Here is a 19,890-nt window from a genome sequence, read left to right as displayed (position 1 = left end):
ATTCCGCAAAAAATAAGAGGAGTATTAATTATATTTAATAGCCTTCACCGGCGAAATTTTACTGATCAGGTAACTTGGAATGATCAACGCCAGGCCTGAAATAATTAAAATCCCTGCAGAGATAGAAATAATGGCGATGGGATTCAGATCTACCGGAACGGTGCTTACGTAGTAGTTTTCAGGATTCAGTTTAATGATTCCAAAGAATTTTTGAAGCAGAATCAACCCAAGACCGATCGCATTTCCGTATAACAGCCCCGGAATCATAATGATGAGGGTATAGTTAATGAAGGTTGCTCTGATCTGAGAATTGCTGGCTCCCAGTGTTTTCAGTAAACCAATAGAATTTGTTCTTTCAATAATTAAGATCAGAAGAACCATAATAATATTAATCACCACTACAATGAGCATAATAATAATGATCAATGCGATATTGGTATCAAAAATACTGATCCAGTCTGTGATCTGGGGGAATTTTTCCGTAGCCTTTTCAGCATAGTTTTTATACCCGATCAAACTTTCGATTCCTGGAAAATCGCGGTCGATGTCATTGACATTTTTTAAAAAAATATCGATACCTCCGATATCCTCAGGTGTCATATCCTGAATCTTTCTTACATGGTTGATATCCCCGAGAACGAACTGCTCGTCAATCATTTTAATATCGGTCTTATAAATTCCCAATACTTCAAATTTTCTGTAAATAGGCTTCTGATCAGCTTTTGAAAAAATGGTAACGATGCTGTCTTTTACCTTTAGATGAAGGTCTCCGGCTATTTTCTGAGAAATTGTAACCCCGTTATTATACCCTGTACCCGTCATTTTTGGAGTGGTTCCCGCAACAAGAAATTTTTTAAACCTTGCGCTGTCGAAGTCCTTGCCTACACCCTTAAAAATAATTCCGGCAAAATTATGCTCATTACGCATGATCCCTGTAACCGTAGCGTATTGCTGAACACTTTCCACATCCGGAAGATCTTTTATTTTTTTCAGATCTAACCCATCATGATCGAGAATTGACGTATTGTATGAAGAATTGGATTTTGTAGATCGTACTGTAATGTGGCCGCTGAAATCTGCCAGTCTCTCTTTAATTGCTTTTTTCGAGCCGAATCCTGTGGAGACGGTGATCAGAGAAACAATAATTCCCAAAGCTACAGAAAGCCTGCCAATGAAGATGATAACTCTAGAAAGGTTATTTTTGTTATCTTTGGAGAATGCTATTTTTTTAGAGAAATATAAAGGAAATTTCAAGCTTATGAATTTAGATTTCAAAATTAAAAATTTACTTCTTATTTGCCTAATTTTTTTAGGAGTATTCAATCAATATTATTCTCAGACTCCCCATAAGAATGATTTTAAAACCGGAGCAGACCAGCCGGAGCTTTATTTACCCTTACTGAAAGGAAAAACAGTCGGAGTAGTGACGAATCAGACGGGATTAATGAAGGACCGCACCCACGTGGTGGATTTTTTAGTTAAGAACGGAATTACCATTAAATCGATTTTTGCTCCGGAGCACGGTTTTCGTGGTGATGCGGATGCCGGAGAAAAAGTTAAAAACGGGGTCGACATAAAAACAGGGATTCCGATCGTTTCTTTATATGGAAATAATAAAAAGCCGAAACCAGAGCAGTTAAAAGATATAGATATCGTTGTTTTTGATATTCAGGATGTCGGCGTGAGGTTTTATACTTATATCTCAACGCTGACTTATCTCATGGAAGCCGGCGCTGAAAATAAAGTGGAAATTATGGTTTTAGACCGCCCCAATCCCCATGATGGCTATACAGATGGTCCGGTGCTGAAGAAAAAATGGACAAGCTTCGTGGGAATGCATGAAGTTCCGGTGGTATACGGACTCACAATAGGAGAGTACGGAAAGATGGTGAATGGTGAGAAATGGCTCAGGAACGGAGTTCAGGCAAAATATACGCTGATACCGATGAAGAACTACCATAAAAATCAGCGATATCACATGCTAGATAAGCCTTCTCCTAATTTACCGAACGATAAGGCGATCAATCTGTATCCAAGTCTTTGTTTTTTTGAAGGAACCCAGGTCTCTGTAGGACGAGGAACCGATCTGCCTTTTCAGATATACGGTTCTCCCTGGACGGTAGGTTTACCTTATCAGTTTACTCCCAAACCCAATTTTGGAGCTAAAGATCCTTTTCTGAACGGGAAATTGTGCTATGGCGAGAATCTCTCTGCATATTCCGAAGATCTCAGAACATTAAATCTGGAATGGGTTATCAAAGCCTATCAGCATTATAAAAATCCACAACAGGATTTCTTCCTTAAAAATCTATGGTTTGATACCTTATCCGGAACAGATGAACTGAGAAAACAGATCATTGCCGGAAAATCAATGAAAGAAATTAAATCTTCGTGGAAGTCTGATCTGGAGAATTTCGAAAAAATCAGAACGAAATATGTAGTATACGAAAACTGAATAAAATGTCAACGGTAAACTTTTACAATTGACATTTCTATTTCATATGTATTTAGTCAAAATGCTGGGGCGGATTTTTATCATCCTTTCCTTTGTTCATGATGACAAGACCTATGGTCAATCCGATTACTCCTGCTCCTGCAATCATGAGAGCAGTTTCCAATTTGTCCGGCTGATCATTGCCCAGATAATTCATTAAAAAAAGAATCCCGAAGGTGATGATACAGATGATGATATGATTTTTACCAAATATTTTCATAAAATTATTTTAGTTTATAAGAGATCATTACCCCACCCCGGTAGGGAAGAATTTCTCCACTTTTATTATAACCGTCAGCATGATCATATCGCTTTCCTGTTGTACGGTCATAGCCTTTGTAGAAATCCTGGGAAGATCCGATACTGGCATATAAGTCAATATTCAATCGGTCAGAAACCCTGAACTGGTACCCTCCTGTAATACCGAATATTATTGAATATCCATTTTGATACAGATCAGATCTGTTATACGTAATTCCGGTATCTTCATCCGTCATAATACCATCTTTCCAGTAATTCCATTTTTGAGCGATGAAGCGCGATCCTGCGATACTGGCACCAATGTACCAGTGTTTGAAGGCTTCGTCAAAATAATATCTTCCTTCCAGAGATAAAGAATAATACTGCAATTCGTGTCCGGCAAAAGATTTCCATGGAGAGATGAGAACATCCCCCTGTACCGTAAATTTCTTACTCAGCTGGTGCTCCAGCCCCACATTAACAATTCCTATCGGAATAAGCAATGCATTCCCCTTTACATAAACGCCTGTTTCGTCCGTCTTCTCCTGTGCACCGATTGTTCCCAGTAAAAATATACAAAAGAAACCTGCGTACAATTTTTTCTTCAACATTAGTATTTATTTGATTTGCTTTAACAATTCTTCTGCCAAAGCAGAGTCCTTATTAGCCTGTTTAGCCATATCCCGGGACATTTCTGCATACGTTTTTGCCATCTCTTTATTTCCGTTAAGATAATAAAGCTTTGCAAGAATGTAGGTGTTTTCAGAGGTTTCCGTTCTCATCACTGATTTTTCTGCCCACTCAGCAGCTTTTTTCAGAGAGGAAGGCGTTTTTACATGCTCAGAAAATATCCATGCTGCTTTCAGCAATTCATTAGGTTCGAAAGATTCGGAATTTTTATAATACTCCAGTGCTGCTTTTTCATACTCGGCAAAATTTGCGTTCTGTTCGTAGTAGCTTAGTTTTGTCTGGTTTAATTTAAGCTGCGCATGGTATTTTCCTACCAGAGGCTCTGCTGTTTTCATGAAATAGTCTTCATTGATCCTTTTGTTTTTGTCATCGATAGACTGTTCCACTACTTTTGAAAGTTTGATCTGATTATCAAATTCGTTATAAGTTTCCTCAGGCAGATACCTGATAATGTCCGCTTTCTTTTCGGTAAAAACTTTGTAGTTCGGATCATCAGCAGATTTCAGAAAAAACAGCAGAAATCCGATGTCTTCTTTCGAAAGCTCCTCTGTAGCTTTTTTATTTTGAAAATACCTTTCGGAAGCTGTTTTTGCAAAGTTAAAATCAGAAGCAGAATTCAATTTCATGATGTTGATGAGGAATTCAGGATCTTTTTCTCCCTTAGCGAAACGCTCTTTAAGAGAGCCCTTTTTATTGTTAGGAGAATTGATTTCTTTAGCCATGGATATAAAAGAAGCTTCTTCCATATAGCCGAAGTTTTGAGAAACCAGTTCACCATCACCATTCAAAAATAGATAAGTAGGGTAGGACCGGACACCATATTTTGCCGCGATTTCTCTTCCTTCCCCTTTTTCCATATCAATTCTGGCGTTGACAAAATTGGCATTATAATAATCACCGACAGCTTTTTGGGTAAATATGTTTTTCTCCATCATTTTACAGGGACCGCACCATGAAGCATAGGCATCGATAAAAACAATTTTGTTCTCTTTTTTTGCCTTTGTAATAAGATCCTTAAAAGGAATATCCTGAAACTGGATCGCTTCCTGCGCAAATGTTATGATAGAGGAAATTAAAAATAATCCGGAGAAAATCTTCTTCATTTTTATACTAAAATTAGAAAGGCGAATATACTTATTTTCAACGTAATTTGTAAGGGTATTAGTATGGTAAATAGATCGGTCTTCATAAGTTTAACGAAGCTTTAACATATAAACTGTTCAATAATCAGTCTTGCCAAGAATATTTAAAAGCTGATTTTAAGATGCATCTGGCTTTGAAACTGATGTGTCAGATAGTCAACCAGATAGTCCGGTACCAGTAATTTAATAATTCTTTCTCAGATGACATCTCGTAAAATTACAATTATTAATTTTTCTCCCCAACTTTTTATACTGATCCATTTTCTCCCGCACTTTTGAAACTGATCCCTAATAAGAGCATAAAGAAATTATGTAATAAAAAAACCACCTCGATAAAGGTGGTTTTGGTGGTTTCTCCAGGAATCGAACCAGGGACACATGGATTTTCAATCCATTGCTCTACCAACTGAGCTAAGAAACCATTTAATATTTACTTCTTTTTTTGAAGTGGTGCAAAAATGATCATGATAATCATTCTTCACCGGTTTATTTAAAACTTTGAAAATAAAACCACCTTTTTACAGGTGGTTTTTTAAGTGGTTTCTCCAGGAATCGAACCAGGGACACATGGATTTTCAATCCATTGCTCTACCAACTGAGCTAAGAAACCATTCTTGTTACTTCGTTGTTTTAAAGTGATGCAAAAGTACTAAGTTTTAATATATGAAGCAAGTATTAACAATACTTTTTTTAACAAATCTTAAAAACCTATTGATTCTCAGTCTGATTATTTTCCTGTTCCTTGCGGATCTGGTCACTCATTTCCTCTAATACAGGTTTAATCGTACTTTCGGGAAGATCACTGATTCTGATATACATTAACCCGTCAATCGCATCATTAAAATTAGGATCAACATTGAAAGCAATCACTTTTGCGTTCTGCTTGATGTATTTTTTAATTAAAACAGGCAGTCTCAGCTCAGGTTCAAGGTCGTCAATAATTTTATCCAGCTTATTCAGATCAGATTCCATCTCTTCAAAAAACAGATGTTTATCCCGGTCGCGAAGCTTTACTTTGTATTCGTTTCTTGGGGTAATATATTGTGCTACCGCAGAATCATAGTAATTTGAGCGCATAAACTCAATCATCAGAGATTTTGAGAACTCAGAGAATTTATTGGATATGCTTACGCCTCCCATGAGGAACTTATGATCGGGATTTCTCAGGCAGACATGTACAATTCCTCTCCATAAAAGAAAAAGGGGAAGGGGTTTCTGCTGGTATTCCTGGCAGATATAAGCTCGGCCCATTTCAATCACTTTTTTAAAGAAAGGGTGGATATCCTGCTCAAATTCAAATAAAGAACTCGTATAAAAGCCTTTAATGCCGGATCTTTTCATGACTTCTTTACCTAAAGCCATTCGGTAAGCTCCCACCAGTTTTTCCTCGGCATTATCCCAAAGGAAAAGATGGTGATAATGTTTATCATATTCATCCAGATCAAAAGGAAGATTGCTCCCTTCACCTACCGCGCGGAATGTAAGCTCCCTCTGGCGGCCGATTTCCCGCATAATAGAAGGGATTTCTTCGTATGCTGTAAAGTATACTTCATAGTTCCCGTTGCTGAAAAACATCTTATCGGTGCCTTTCAGTTTGCTGATGTCCTTAAGGATATCTTCTTTGGGTGTTTCATCAATGATGTTCTGAACGATATTTTCTTCTTTGAGCAAGGGAAATTTTAAAGAAAGATTCTGAAGGTTAATCGCCTGGGCAAGAGATTTTCTTTTTTCATAGTAGGACTTCATCATATAGACCTTACGTTTAAGAAACTCACCCAGCTCTTCAATAGTTTCCATCTCATCCATCGCCTTTACCGCAATAGGTTTTCCGATCCGGATGCGGATCGGTTTTTCCCTGTCATTCATCATTTCTGCAGGCAGCATGAGGGTCTGTAAATTCGGATGCACCTTAGAAACCTGATAAAATAAACGGCTGTTTTTCGCATGAAAATACATCGGAACTACCGGCACTTTGGCCATTTTTATCAGCTTAAGCGCCGGCTTTTCCCATTCTTTATCTAAGATTTCACCGTACGGATTGTTTTTGTTTGAAACTTCTCCCGCCGGGAAAATGCCTACACATCCTCCGTTCTGTAAATGTTTCAGGGTTTCACGCATTCCGGATGAACTGCTGTAGGCCCCTTTTCTGTTTTCAAAAGGATTTACGGAAATGACGTACGGCTCCATAGGCTTTATTTTTTCCAGAAGAAAATTACCCATTACCTTGAAATCCGGACGGACTTCAGATAGGACTTTGCACATTAAAATCCCGTCAATCGCTCCCAACGGATGATTCGAAACCAGAATAAACGGCCCCGTTTTCGGAATTTTAGCCAGGTCTTCTTCGAAAGCGATATAGCTTAAGTTTCTTTCTCTCACAAATGAGTCGAAAAAGTCTTTACCTTCCTTGTCTTTCAGTTTGTCGTACAGCTTATTAACTTTATTAATTTTGGCAACGCTCATAACAGCAGATGCCACAGGATTTTTTAGAAATCCTATTTTACTTAAGCCGGAAGCCTGGATTAAATCGTTTTTCGAAATTAAACTCATATGTGTTTAGTCGCAATTTGTTTTAGTGTGTTACCATTTGAAGCGTATTCTTCGCAATCTGCTCCAATAATACACTTTTTTCCTGGTAAAATTTATCTATGTTCTCTATCTTCGCGTTTCTTACGGTAAATAAAGATACATTTTTAACTACTTCAGTAGAAAATACTTTCTGCAGTTCTTCATTAAGTTCATTTACATTATCGAATTTATCTTCCAGACATAAAGCTAATGAAATAGCAGAATTCTGCATTAGGGAAACTTTGATCTTATATTTCGACAGATATCCGAAAATCAGGCTCATATGGTCTTCTGCAATGAAGGAGAAGTCTCTCGTTGATATTTTTAATAACGTCTGATTTTCTTTTAATATATAGGATTCTTCGCTTTGGTTTTTTTCTGAAGCACCTACTTTTGTTCCCTCTTTGGTAGGATCTATGAATGATTTTACAAAAAAGGGAATGTTTTTTTGCTGAAGCGGCTGCAGCGTTTTCGGGTGAATGACACTGGCGCCGTAATAAGCCATCTCAATAGCTTCTTCGTAAGAAATATTCGAAAGAAGGGTTACATCCTTGAATTTTCTCGGATCTCCCGTCATCACTCCGGGTACATCTTTCCAGATCGTCATAGCTTCTGCATTCAGGCAGTAAGCAAAGATGGCGGCAGAATAATCCGAACCTTCTCTTCCCAGCGTCACTGTAAAATTATTATCATCGGATCCGATGAACCCCTGCGTAACATAGCAGATTTCTTTATTTAAATGAGAAATAAATTCTTCCGTTTTCGTCCAGTCTACGGTTCCTTCCCTGTATGAATTATCCGTTTTTACATAATCTCTTGCGTCCAGCCATTGGTTGGAAAACTGGATTTCGTTCAGATACTCGCTTACAATTTTAGTGGAAATCATTTCTCCGCAACTAACCACCTGATCGTAAACGAAATTGTAGTTCGGAGATTTGTTTCTTCTTAAAAAAGAATCAATATCATCAAAAAACAGATTAATTTCTGCAAAAACCGGGTGGTTTTCAGGAAACAGACCTTCCGCGATCCCCATGTGTTTTCGTTTTATCTTTTCAATCTCAGTCTGATAGTTATCCTTCTTGAAATAAAGTTCTACAACTTTTTCCAACTCATTCGTCGTCTTGCCCATGGCTGAAATAACCAGCAGACATTTGGCAAATCCCTGGCTTTTTAACACCATAGACACATTTTTTACACTTTCAGCATCTTTTACCGATGCTCCACCAAACTTGAAAATTTTCATTAAATTGTTAATAATAAAATTGTTAGATAAAAATTAGTTGAGTTTTTTACGGGTGTCAAAATTATAAATTTACAACGAGATATGAAATAGGCGTGCTGCAGGTTAGGCTTAAGATTTGATTAAAATCAGTAATTCGTCTGAATTTTTCGTAATGCTTTAACAGATTGGGGAATTCATTTTAACAATAAATGTGATGGATCGGGAATTATTGTAAGTGTATCTGGTTGTAAGACAAGGATTAAGGTCTTTTATACAAAAAAGCTTTAAAATGTAATAAATTTTACGAAATTTGGTGAAAACGTAAAAAGAAAAAATATGTCAGATCAGCCATTACAGACTTTAGGAGAATTTCTTATTGATAAGCAGGACGATTTCCAGTACTCCACAGGTGAATTTTCCCGTCTTTTAAGTGCCATAAGATTAGCTTCAAAGGTCGTAAACAGGGAGGTGAATAAGGCCGGAATTGCAGATATTATCGGAAAAGCCGGAAACGAAAACGTTCAGGGCGAAGAGCAGCAGAAACTGGACGTTATTGCCAATGATATCTTTATCACTGCATTGTCTCAGAGAGAAGTGGTCTGTGGTATTGCTTCCGAAGAAAATGATGATTTTATAGACATTAAATGCGGCGAAAACGGCCACCTAAGCAAATATGTCGTATTGATTGATCCGCTTGACGGATCCTCAAATATTGATGTAAACGTTTCTGTGGGAACTATTTTTTCAATTTACAGAAGGGTTACCGAACCCGGAACCCCGGTTCAGATGGAAGATTTTCTACAGAAAGGGGTTAATCAGATTGCTGCAGGGTATGTGATCTACGGATCTTCAACCATGATTGTCTACACGACCGGAAACGGAGTAAATGGCTTTACACTGGATCCTTCTTTAGGTACTTATTATCTCTCACATCCGAATATGCAGTTTCCGAAAACAGGTAAAATCTATTCAATTAATGAAGGAAATTACATTAAATTTCCCCAGGGTGTTAAAAATTATCTGAAATATTGCCAGATGGAAGAAGGGGACCGACCGTACACCTCAAGGTATATCGGTTCACTGGTTGCAGATTTTCACAGAAATATGCTCAAGGGCGGAATTTACATCTATCCTTCTTATTCCCAGGCTCCTAATGGAAAACTGAGATTATTATACGAATGCAATCCAATGGCTTTCCTGGCTGAACAGGCAGGCGGAAAGGCAACCGATGGTTTCAGAAGAATTCTGGAAATCGAACCGACAGAACTGCACCAGAGAATTCCGTTCTTCTGTGGAAGTGTTGATATGGTTGAGAAAGCGGAGGAATTTATGCGAATTGATAGTGTAAAATAATGACAGCAACGTATTTTAAATATTTGTTAGAATTCAAGCGCCCGAGTGGAACATCTCGCGGCGTTTTGCATGAAAAGGAAACGTTCATTCTTGAAATTTCGGAAAACGGAAGAAAAGGAACCGGAGAATGTGCCGTTTTCAGAGGTTTAAGCTTTGATGACCGTCCGGATTACGAAGAAAAACTGCAATGGCTGTGTGACAATATCCACCAGAATCCTGACTTTTTAAAAGAGGAATTAAAAGCATTTCCATCAATTTGGTTTGGGTTTGAACAGGCGATTCTGAACTTACAAAATGGAGGGAATCTCTATTTTCCCAGTGAGTTTACTGAAGGGAAAAAGTCCATTGTCATCAACGGTCTGATCTGGATGGGCAATATTCATTACATGGAAGAGCAGATCCAGGATAAGCTGGAACAGGGTTTTCACTGTATTAAATTAAAAATCGGTGTTGACTGGGAATCGGAGCACCAGGTTCTTCAGGAACTGAGACAAAAATTTTCAAAAGATACGTTAGAACTGCGCGTTGATGCCAACGGGGGATTCACCAAGGAAGAAGCCAAAACAGTTTTACAGCAATTAGCCGATTTAGATATTCATTCCATCGAACAGCCGATCAAGGCAGGAAACCGGGAAGATATGGCAGACCTTTGTGCCGAAACTCCAACTCCAATTGCTTTGGATGAGGAATTAATAGGAATTGTTGATTTTAACGAGAAGAAAAAATTGTTAAGCCTGATAAAACCTCAGTTTATTATATTAAAGCCAGCTTTAGTTGGCGGCTTTTCAGGTTCAGATGAGTGGATTGCCCTGGCCGAAGAGCAAAATATCGGCTGGTGGATCACTTCAGCGCTGGAAAGCAATGTGGGATTAAATGCCATTGCCCAGTATACATTTTCTAAAAATACTAACATGCCTCAAGGTTTGGGGACAGGAGGCTTATTTACCAATAATTTTGACTCTGATCTTGAGCTCAAGAATGAATTATTATGGTTTAAAGTGTTATAATAACCAAGATGTATTTCGCAGCCTATAAAAAAATAATGAACTTGATTATCTGAATATATTTAATTCTTCATTGTAAATGGGGCTTTGGATTCCTAAAAAATACATTACACTGTGAAATACATGATGTTGAGATAATGAGATATTATTGGATTTTAGCTTTTTTGAATCCTCTGATACCCAAACAATGAATGGGATTTCATATTGTTGTTTTGGGGCAATACTTATAGGTATTCCATGCATATACAGGTTTTTTTCGCCAAGGGATTCTCCATGATCTGATACAAATAGCATGGTACTCTTATAATCTTTTAATTGTTCTAAATACTGAATGACATTATACAGGAGGTAATCTGTATAGATAATAGTATTATCATACGCATTAATAAGTTCCTGCTGGGAACAATTTCCCAATTCAACACTAGTGCAGACTGGTGTAAAGTTTTCAAATCTGAGTGGATATTTTTTGCTGTATAAGGGGCCGTGGCTTGTACTGGTATGCAAAACAATAAATACCTTATTTTTTGTACTCTTCAGTATCTGTTCTTTTAGATCGGTCAAAAGAATTTCATCATAATCACAGTCTTTACCTTTACAGTGCGACTCTAAATTTTCCTTATCCTGGTATTTTTTAATATGAACGGGGGGTTCACCCCAATTGGTAGTTCGCCAGATCACATCTACATTATGTCTAAATAAATAATTGGGCAGTATTTCATATAGCTCATCTGTATAACGATGTTCTAAAATACACTTTACCCCGGCAGTAGTATAGGTACCACACGAAGTAGCTTCAAAGCTGTATAAATTTTGTACTTTCGACAGCAGCGGGTTGGTATTTCTGCTATATCCATATAGAGAAAAGTTCTCACTTCTTGCAGATTCTCCGATTACCAAAACGACCACTGTTTTTTCATTGTCCTTCATCACTGCATCCGGCAGTAAAATTTCTTTCTCATTTCTTTTGTATTTATGAATATAAAATAGAGCTGAATTTACTGAATAGGACCAGGGCATGGCAAGACCGCCTAACGTTTTAGAGTGTTTGTCGATCCACAGCCAATTAGCTGCATTGGCGAATGCCATACACACAAGAAATGACAATGTACAGGAAGAGGTAATCAAAAAATTTCGTAATGGGACATTCAAAATTCTGACTTTAATTGTATACACACTGGGAATGATCCCCAGTACAATAATATACATTATTAATTTTACAGAAAAGAAACTGCTCGACTCTTGATAGTTGGTATTAATTATATTACCAATCATGCTCTCGTCTATGATAATACTGTAGGTATTAATAAAGTAAACAGCAATCGAATTGATGACAAATGTTAAAACCAGCAATATTTTTCCGACAAAACGAGAAATAAAACAGAGTAAATAGAAAACAAATGTGTTAGCTATTACCATCACAAGTATTAAACTGATGATAAGAACAATACCGTTGAATTTTTTACAATCAACATTATCAAAAACAAAACTGAAAAACGGAATATGAAAGAGCAGGAAATTAACAACACTCATCAACAGGGAGAAATCTAATAATTTTAAATTATTTTTTGACATATTTAGCAGTAATTATTGTTAGTGAGACCAGTAAGCTTATTAATGATAAATAGAATACAATTAGATTTTCATTAATAATTTTAATAACCAGGATCATGACATGAACTATGAATAAGAGTATAAAAACAGGATAATATTTCCTGTTGCCAATCCATATCCATATATTATATTTTCGGTTAATAAAAATACCGGAAAGAGCTGAGATATATCCGATAATACTTCCAAAAATCACATCAAGAGGATAGTGAGCACCTACTGCTACCCTTGAAAATGAAATAATGAAGCCTGCCAACAGTATGCTGCAGCACCAGATTATTTTATACTGTATCTTATTAGGCATAAATGTAAGCATCAATACAGTGAATGTTGTGAAAACTGTTATTGCATGTCCGGAAGGAAAACTGTTATGTCCAGATAATGTCTCTCCTATACACACAAATTTTTTATGATCAAAAACGGTGGCCGGTCTAGGCACTTTAAAATATTTCTTAGATAGAATGCTGAATAGGACCGAAACAAATGATGCTGTCAATAAAGACTCCCATATTTTCGGAGTATATGTCATAAGGATAGAAAAAAAGGGCAGCAGAATAAGTGCATTTCCTAATTGCGTTAAATTATACTGAAGATTAGGGTATTTTGACAATTCGGAATTTAAAAACAAGAACCACGATTTCTGGATATGCACATAGTTATATTGATTTATATTTTGATGATAAAAGAAAAGCAGGATTAGAGTTAATAAAAATATCGGAATATAAAATAAATAACCCCTGATAACATTTTTGTTCATAATATGTTTTTTAGATGTTTATAGTATAAATTATAAATCCCTAGGTGTGCATTGTGTTTATCTGTAAATATCAAAATGTTTAATATAAACCGTTATATCGTTTACGATATACAGGTATCATCAGTTCCATTGATTTTTATACGTAACAAATACGTCCACATAAATCAATTTGATTAATATAGCTTTCTTGTTGTTTTGATATGGCTAAAGATTATTGTTGCGGTTCTCTCTTCCGTTTAAATCTATTCTGATTAAGACTTTGCTTAAGAATTTTCTCTAATAAAATAAAATGGTATTTTCATCTTGTGCATTAATTCCATTCTATAACATAGTATAGGGGTGTTTTATTGTTTAATAAAGTAATTTTCTAATACGCTTATAATTATCTTTAATGTAATTAATATGCTATAATTTTTTTATATTATAAAATTATATAGCGAATTAAAATAAAAAAATGATAAAAATGTTTTTTTTAAAAATATCGATTAATTTTTTTTATTTCTATGGAAGGAGTTTAATAAGCAAAAAAAAATTCCTAGAAAATTGTAGGAATTTAAAATGTATTTGGTATTTCAAAGTATACAATAATTATTTGACCATATAATTATAGTTTATAGATTGTTTAATGCTAAATTACGTCTTTTACAAAAATTGCTTTCTTAATATACTCAAGTATAGAAGAAAACCTTCTTTTAACCTTTTTCATTGTATTAAATTTAGTATTTCTCTCGGTGATGGATTTGCAAGGGCTGTGCCAGAAGGTACCCTGTTTTTAAGTTTAACATATGACTTATTTCATGGTTATATTTTAGCATATTCTTAGGAAATAATTGTGAAAATATTTTCGTTATTAGTTGATGTGTATTGATGATATTAAAGAAAAATGATGTTTTTACAGTTAAATATCCTGAAAGGAGGTCAGGCAGTACGATCAGTTCGGGTGCATTGACCGAAGCCCTCTGAGTTGAAACAGATGCATTCAAACCTGTTTCTTTTAAAGGCACTTTAATTTTTGGACGATATTTTTTGAATTCTGAAAGCAGTAAACGTTTTACAGTACTCCGGATGCAGTAGGCTTTTTTTCTTTTTAATGCAATAATTAGTTTTCTATTGATTTCAAAATGAGATCCGGCTGTTCCGGGAGTCGGGACAGTGGATTCATCGTCAGGAGAAGCGTCTGATTCTTCAACCTGATGACGAACAATTTTTCGATTGCTTAAGAGGTAAACAGCCATGTTCGGGATTTGAGAAAACGGTTTTTAGTCAGGTCCAAGATATATAAAAAAATTGAATTATTAATAATTATTGTTTTACGCGATAATTTCCGTAAACCCTTAAAATTTCCTAAATTTGCAGATTGTTGTGCAATACCACATTTTAAAGCGAATTGTAATGGAAGAAGAAAAAAAATCACTCAATTTTATTGAGCAAATTATCGAAGATGATTTGGCAAACGGTCTGAAAAAAGATCAGATCCGTTTCCGTTTTCCACCTGAGCCGAACGGTTATCTGCATGTAGGTCATACAAAAGCGATCTGCATCAATTTCGGTTTGGGTGAAAAATACAATGCTCCCGTAAACCTTCGTTTCGACGATACGAATCCTGAGAAAGAAGAGCAGGAATTCGTAGATTCTATCATGAAAGACGTTGAATGGTTAGGTTTTAAGTGGGATAAAGTATTGTACGCATCCGATTACTTCCAGCAGCTTTATGATTGGGCCGTTCAGCTTATTAAAGAAGGAAAAGCATATGTAGATGAGCAACCTTCTGAAGTGATTACCGAACAGAGAAAAAATCCTACGGAACCGGGTGTGGAATCTCCATACAGAAATCGCCCTGTAGAAGAGTCTCTGGACTTATTTGAGAGAATGAAAAACGGTGAGTTTGAGGAAGGGGCAATGTCTCTTCGTGCAAAAATCGATATGGAATCACCCAACATGAATATGCGTGACCCTGTGATGTACAGAATTCTGAAAAGACCTCACCACAGGACCGGCACAGACTGGAAAATTTATCCGATGTACGACTGGGCACACGGTGAATCCGATTATCTGGAGCAGGTTTCGCACTCATTATGCTCATTAGAATTTGAAAATCACAGACCGCTTTACAACTGGTATCTGGAGCAGGTTTATGATGAATCTAAGATAGCGCCGAAGCAGAGGGAATTTGCCAGGATGAATGTTTCTTATATGATTACTTCCAAAAGAAAACTGCAAAGGCTTATTGCCGAAAATGTAGTCAACGGTTGGGATGATCCGAGAATGCCTACCATCTCTGGGATGAGGAGAAAAGGTTTCACGGCCAATGCCATCAGAAACTTTATTGATAAAGTGGGCGTGGCAAAAAGAGAGAATCTAATTGAAATTCAGTTATTGGACTTCTGTGTTCGTGAAGATTTAAACAAGGTGGCCAAGAGAGTAATGGCGGTGGTAGATCCGATCAGGCTGGTGATCGAAAACTATCCTGAAGGACAGGAAGAGTGGCTGGATACTGAAAATAATCCTGAGCAGGACAATGCAGGAACGAGACAGGTACCTTTCTCAAGAGAATTATATATCGAGCGTGAAGATTTCAAAGAAGAAGCGGGCAACAAGTTTTTCAGGCTGAAATTAGGCGGCGAGGTCCGTCTGAAGTCTGCCTACATCATTAAAGGAGATAGGGTAGAGAAGGATGAAAATGGAGAGATCACTACGATTTATGCCACCTATGATGAAAAATCAAAGTCCGGAAGCGGAACTGAGGAAAGTCTTAGAAAAGTAAAAGGTACGATCCACTGGGTGTCGGCTAAGCACGCTATTCCTGTGGAAATCAGAAATTACGAGAAATTATTCACCGTAGAACAGCCTGATGCCGAGAAAGATGTAGACTTCTTAAACTTCATTAATCCTGAATCTGTGACGACCATTAAGGGGTTTGCTGAGCCGGGCTTAAAGGATGTTGCAGTTGGGGAGCCTCTGCAGTTTCAGAGAATTGGCTATTTCACGAAAGATCAGGATTCTACAGATAGAAATTTTGTATTCAACAGAACTGTGACCTTAAAAGACTCTTATAAGCCGGAGTAGAAATTATTTATATCCATATAAATGAAACAGGGCTTAATTTTTAAGCCCTGTTTTTTTATGTCTACGCGGAGGTTTCTGACCTCAGATGAAGAAAAGAGTAAGACGGTCTTTCAGGCCTGTTCAAATTGATTTAAGTTAACCATCAAATCAAAAAAGTATGAAAATAATAAACATATATACCAACTCATTCAAAGGACTTTCACAGGAAAGCTGGATGCTCGCGCTGGTGATGCTCATTAACCGTGCTGGATCCATGGTGCTGCCGTTTTTAGGCGTTTATATGACAGACCACCTGCATTTCAGCATTGAAAACACGGGCGTTGTCCTGAGTTTTTTCGGGATCGGTTCCGTATTGGGATCATGGATAGGCGGAATGATTACAGATAAAATAGGAGAATATAAAGTGCAGTACCTCAGTTTATTGCTCAGTGTTCCTTTGTTCTGTCTGATTCCCGTTTTTAAAACAGAAGTTGGTGTCGCCGCGATTATTTTAGCACAGAGTATTATTAGCGAGACGTTCCGTCCCGCCAACTCGGTTGCGATCACAAAATATGCAAAACCGGAAAATATTACCCGCGCGTTTTCATTAAACCGGATGGCCGTAAATCTGGGATTTTCAATCGGTCCGGCTCTTGGAGGGATTTTATCTGCCATATCTTATGAATTTTTATTCTTCAGTAATGCTTTTGCCGCATTATCAGCTGGTTTAATATACATCTGGTTCTTTGCAAAACGAAACAGACTGGCTAAAGTAAAGGCGAAAAAAGTGAAAGAGGCAATCGTCATCAAAAAAGAAAATTCACCTTACCGCGACGGGAAATTCCTGATCTACTGCTTCCTGTGTATGCTGTTTTCGATCTGCTTTTTCCAGTTATTCAGTACGCTGACAATATTTTATAAAGATACCGCAAGATTAAGTCAGCAGAATATCGGATATATCTTAGGGTACAGCGGTTTTCTGATTGTACTGCTTGAAATGGGCTTTGTGCAGATTGCCGAAAAATACTTCAGCCTGGCGGTAACCATGCTTTTGGGGACCTTCATCTGTGGATTGTCTTATGCCATGCTGGCGTTTGACTACAGTATGATCACCCTGGTGATTTCCATGACGGTACTTTGTATCGGTGAGATCTGGACGTTGCCCTTTATGTCTACCATTACGGCTTTGCGTTCCGGAAAAAATAATAAAGGAGCCTATATGGGACTGAACGGGATTTCGTTTTCTGTTGCATTCATCGTGACACCATACCTGGGAACGATGCTTGCCGAACGGTTTGGCTTCAATGCACTGTGGATCGGAACAGGCATTTTAGCCTCTCTGGTTGCTGTTGCACTCTATTTCACGGTCCCATGGATGCTCGGTGATAAGAAAGACAGAGTATAGTTTCCTGGGCGTATCCCGGAGATTTCCTTTCAATATCATTCAGAATCTCCGGGCCGGGCTTTTGCGGGGTCCGCTTCGCTTCCGTACTCGTTCGTTTCTCACTCGCACCGGCTCCTTCGTCGCCGCCCTCCATATCCCTTACGCAAAATCACCTGGCAAGGTTTTCAAACCTTGCCAGGTGATTTTTTCTTAGAAACAGATATTTTATTCAATTTAATTTCAATTCAATGAAAAAAAGAATAATTTTTGCTACCATTAGTCAATGACAAAATTTTATTATCTGCTTTCCCTTTTTTCAGCTTCGTTTTTCTTTTCACAAAAGAAGGATTCTGCAACACTCATTTCGGAAGTCCGCATTGATGCCTATAAAAAAGCAACCCCTTTTATAACGTCTACCAAATCTGTTTCTGTGGTTTCAGAAAACCTGATGAACCAGAGTACTCCCGAAAGAATGCTGGAGTCTGTCAATCAGATTGCAGGAGCCAGAATGGAAGAACGGTCTCCAGGAAGCTACAGGATTGCTCTGCGCGGCAGTACCCTGAGGTCACCGTTCGGAGTGCGTAATGTGAAGGTGTATCTGGATGATTTTATTCTGACGGATGCTTCGGGAAACACTTATTTTAACGTGATATCGCCTGAGCTTATTGAAAAAATGGAGATTTATAAGGGTCCGGAAAGCGGCGATTTCGGAGCCGTTACAGGCGGAACAGTGTTGTTACAGACGACAGCATCAGATCATCTGTCGGCCAATCTGTCCATTGGAAGTTACGGAACCTTCAGTCAGAGCTTTAATTTTTCAAAACAGGTCGGAAAGCATTTTGTCGAGGTTTTCCAGAATTATTACCGGACCGATTCTTACAGGGAACAGTCTGCCGTACAGCGGAAACAGATTTTTTTAAAAGATCATTATCAGTATTCGGAAAAAGCATCTTTAAAAGCCATGCTTTTATATACAGATCTGGATTATGAGACTCCCGGTGGATTAACGCTGGAGCAGATGCAGGCCGACCGGAAACAGGCCAGGCCCGCCACTGCCGCACTTCCCGGGGCTAAGGAACAGGATGCGGGAATCCGTAACAAAATGATTTTGGCAGGACTTTCCCATGAATTTAAGATCAGTCCGGAATTCTCTCATTTTATACTTGTTCAGGGATCTTACGTAGATTTTGAAAATCCTTTTATCACCAATTATGAAAATCGGTTTGAAAAGAATTTTGCCCTGAGAACTCATCTTAATTATGAAAAAAACGGGAATGGTTTTTATTTGGCTTACCGGCTGGGCTTTGAAGGCGGAATGAATGATATTACCGTTAAGAATTTTGATAATAACAAAGGAACCGAAGGCGATCCCCAGAATTTTGATCAACTGAAAAACGTATCAGGATTTTATTTTCTGTCACAAAAATTAAATATCGGTGAAAAATTATTTACAGATATTTCAGTAAGCTTAAATTCAAATTCTTATCAGTGGGAACGCCGGTATCCGCAAGTAGAAAATGGAGATGTGAGATTTAAAAACCAGTGGCTTCCCAATTTTGGGGTGACCTATGTTTTCGGAATAGGGTTTTCGGTAAGGGGGAAAATAGGAAAAGGAAATTCAGCTCCGACCAATGAAGAGATCCGTTCCTCCAACCAGGAATTTAATACGGATCTGAGCCCGGAATATGGCTGGAACAAAGAGATCGGATTACGGAAACAGTTTGGGAATTTTATTTTTTTAGAAGGAAGTTACTTTGATTTCAGGATGAAAGATGCGATTGTCAGAAGACAGAATGAAGCGGGACAGGAATACTTTGTCAACCAGGGAGAAACCGCTCAGAAGGGTATCGAATTTCTGGTAGAATCAAAAAAGATAGATCTTAAAAACCGGTTTTTCAGCAATTTAAAATTCAGATTTTCAGGAAGTTTTTACCATTTTACCTTTGAAAACTACCGGCAGGTCGACAAAGATTTTTCAGGAAATGATTTGACTGGAGTCCCGAAAACAAGTATAAACAGTTTACTGAATTTTACTTTATTTAAAAATATGACCGTCGACTGGTCTCACTTTTATGTTTCAGAGATGCCTCTAAATGATGCAAATACTGTTTGGTCGGACGCGAGTTTTGTAGGCAATATCAGGTTCGGATTTCCCTTAGCTTTTGAAAAAACAAGGGTGAATTTATCTTTACAGATCCAGAATTTATACAACACAGACTACGTTTCAGGCTTTGACATCAATGCTTTTGGCAACCGTTTTTATAACCCGGCGGCTAAAAGAAACTTCATCTTTGGCGTAAAAATGGACTTTTAATGATTCCCAATATCAGTCGTCATTCTGTAAGAACCTAAGCATTTTACATAACTCGGAGCATCGATTTTT

The 19,890-nt window shown here is 37.5% G+C and carries 15 protein-coding genes and 2 tRNA genes; 6 read left to right on the top strand and 11 right to left on the bottom strand.

The features are described from left to right. Nucleotides 1–24 precede the first annotated feature (24 nt). Nucleotides 25–1,254 carry an ABC transporter permease gene (locus ODZ84_RS08165; protein WP_266176485.1) on the bottom strand — a complete coding sequence of 410 codons (1,230 nt, stop codon included), beginning with the start codon at nt 1,252–1,254 and terminating at the stop codon, nt 25–27. 4 nt (nt 1,255–1,258) lie between these two features. Between ODZ84_RS08165 and ODZ84_RS08160 the strand changes: the two genes are divergently transcribed. After that, nucleotides 1,259–2,455, top strand: a complete 1,197-nt coding sequence (locus ODZ84_RS08160) for an exo-beta-N-acetylmuramidase NamZ family protein (protein ID WP_266176484.1) — start codon at nt 1,259–1,261, stop codon at nt 2,453–2,455. Between the two features lie 52 nt (nt 2,456–2,507). Here the strand turns inward: ODZ84_RS08160 and ODZ84_RS08155 are convergent, their stop codons facing one another. The 7 genes from ODZ84_RS08155 to ODZ84_RS08125 all read right to left on the bottom strand — a co-directional run bounded on the left by ODZ84_RS08155 (nt 2,508) and on the right by ODZ84_RS08125 (nt 8,377). Beyond that, nucleotides 2,508–2,714, bottom strand: a complete 207-nt coding sequence (locus ODZ84_RS08155) for a hypothetical protein (protein WP_266176483.1) — start codon at nt 2,712–2,714, stop codon at nt 2,508–2,510. A gap of 4 nt (nt 2,715–2,718) precedes the next feature. Further along, nucleotides 2,719–3,345, bottom strand: a complete 627-nt coding sequence (locus ODZ84_RS08150) for a DUF3575 domain-containing protein (RefSeq protein WP_266176482.1) — start codon at nt 3,343–3,345, stop codon at nt 2,719–2,721. 6 nt (nt 3,346–3,351) lie between these two features. Then, nucleotides 3,352–4,527 (bottom strand): thioredoxin fold domain-containing protein, encoded by a 1,176-nt coding sequence (locus tag ODZ84_RS08145; RefSeq protein ID WP_266176481.1) that lies wholly within the window; start codon nt 4,525–4,527, stop codon nt 3,352–3,354. Between the two features lie 384 nt (nt 4,528–4,911). Further along, nucleotides 4,912–4,987 (bottom strand) — tRNA-Phe (locus tag ODZ84_RS08140). Nucleotides 4,988–5,103: 116 nt separating this feature from the next. Continuing rightward, nucleotides 5,104–5,176 (bottom strand) — tRNA-Phe (locus ODZ84_RS08135). A 98-nt stretch (nt 5,177–5,274) separates the two neighbouring features. Next, entirely contained in the window at nt 5,275–7,116 is a 1,842-nt protein-coding gene (locus ODZ84_RS08130) for a lysophospholipid acyltransferase family protein (RefSeq protein ID WP_266176480.1), read from the bottom strand. A gap of 22 nt (nt 7,117–7,138) precedes the next feature. Then, entirely contained in the window at nt 7,139–8,377 is a 1,239-nt protein-coding gene (locus ODZ84_RS08125; RefSeq protein WP_266176479.1) for an aspartate kinase, read from the bottom strand. A 315-nt stretch (nt 8,378–8,692) separates the two neighbouring features. On the opposite strand from ODZ84_RS08125, the gene fbp reads away from it, so the two are divergent. Both fbp and menC read left to right on the top strand, forming a co-directional pair. Beyond that, complete coding sequence (gene fbp / locus ODZ84_RS08120; RefSeq protein WP_266176478.1) at nt 8,693–9,709, top strand: class 1 fructose-bisphosphatase; 1,017 nt, start codon at nt 8,693–8,695, stop codon at nt 9,707–9,709. Next, nucleotides 9,709–10,716, top strand: coding sequence for an o-succinylbenzoate synthase (gene menC / locus ODZ84_RS08115; protein WP_266176477.1), 1,008 nt, complete (start codon nt 9,709–9,711; stop codon nt 10,714–10,716). Before fbp ends, menC begins: the two co-directional genes overlap by 1 nt. A gap of 45 nt (nt 10,717–10,761) precedes the next feature. Here menC and eptA read toward each other — a convergent pair whose 3' ends face one another. The 3 genes from eptA to ODZ84_RS08100 form a co-directional block, all read right to left on the bottom strand. Further along, nucleotides 10,762–12,285 (bottom strand): phosphoethanolamine--lipid A transferase EptA, encoded by a 1,524-nt coding sequence (eptA, locus tag ODZ84_RS08110; protein WP_266176476.1) that lies wholly within the window; start codon nt 12,283–12,285, stop codon nt 10,762–10,764. Then, nucleotides 12,272–12,850 carry a phosphatase PAP2 family protein gene (locus ODZ84_RS23415; protein WP_266177338.1) on the bottom strand — a complete coding sequence of 193 codons (579 nt, stop codon included), beginning with the start codon at nt 12,848–12,850 and terminating at the stop codon, nt 12,272–12,274. The genes eptA and ODZ84_RS23415 overlap by 14 nt, the downstream gene beginning before the upstream one ends. A gap of 944 nt (nt 12,851–13,794) precedes the next feature. Next, entirely contained in the window at nt 13,795–14,313 is a 519-nt protein-coding gene (locus tag ODZ84_RS08100) for a hypothetical protein (protein WP_266176475.1), read from the bottom strand. A gap of 157 nt (nt 14,314–14,470) precedes the next feature. On the opposite strand from ODZ84_RS08100, the gene ODZ84_RS08095 reads away from it, so the two are divergent. From ODZ84_RS08095 to ODZ84_RS08085, 3 genes are all read left to right on the top strand, one after another. Further along, nucleotides 14,471–16,144 (top strand): glutamine--tRNA ligase/YqeY domain fusion protein, encoded by a 1,674-nt coding sequence (locus ODZ84_RS08095; RefSeq protein ID WP_266176474.1) that lies wholly within the window; start codon nt 14,471–14,473, stop codon nt 16,142–16,144. A 157-nt stretch (nt 16,145–16,301) separates the two neighbouring features. After that, complete coding sequence (locus tag ODZ84_RS08090) at nt 16,302–17,528, top strand: MFS transporter (protein WP_266176473.1); 1,227 nt, start codon at nt 16,302–16,304, stop codon at nt 17,526–17,528. Between the two features lie 262 nt (nt 17,529–17,790). After that, entirely contained in the window at nt 17,791–19,821 is a 2,031-nt protein-coding gene (locus tag ODZ84_RS08085; protein ID WP_266176472.1) for a TonB-dependent receptor, read from the top strand. Nucleotides 19,822–19,890: the final 69 nt, after the last annotated feature.

Origin of the sequence: Chryseobacterium fluminis (genome assembly GCF_026314945.1) — a bacterium.
GTDB lineage: Bacteria > Bacteroidota > Bacteroidia > Flavobacteriales > Weeksellaceae > Chryseobacterium > Chryseobacterium fluminis.
Note: the sequence above shows the minus strand (reverse complement) of the source record. Positions and strands in the feature narration are given on the sequence as shown.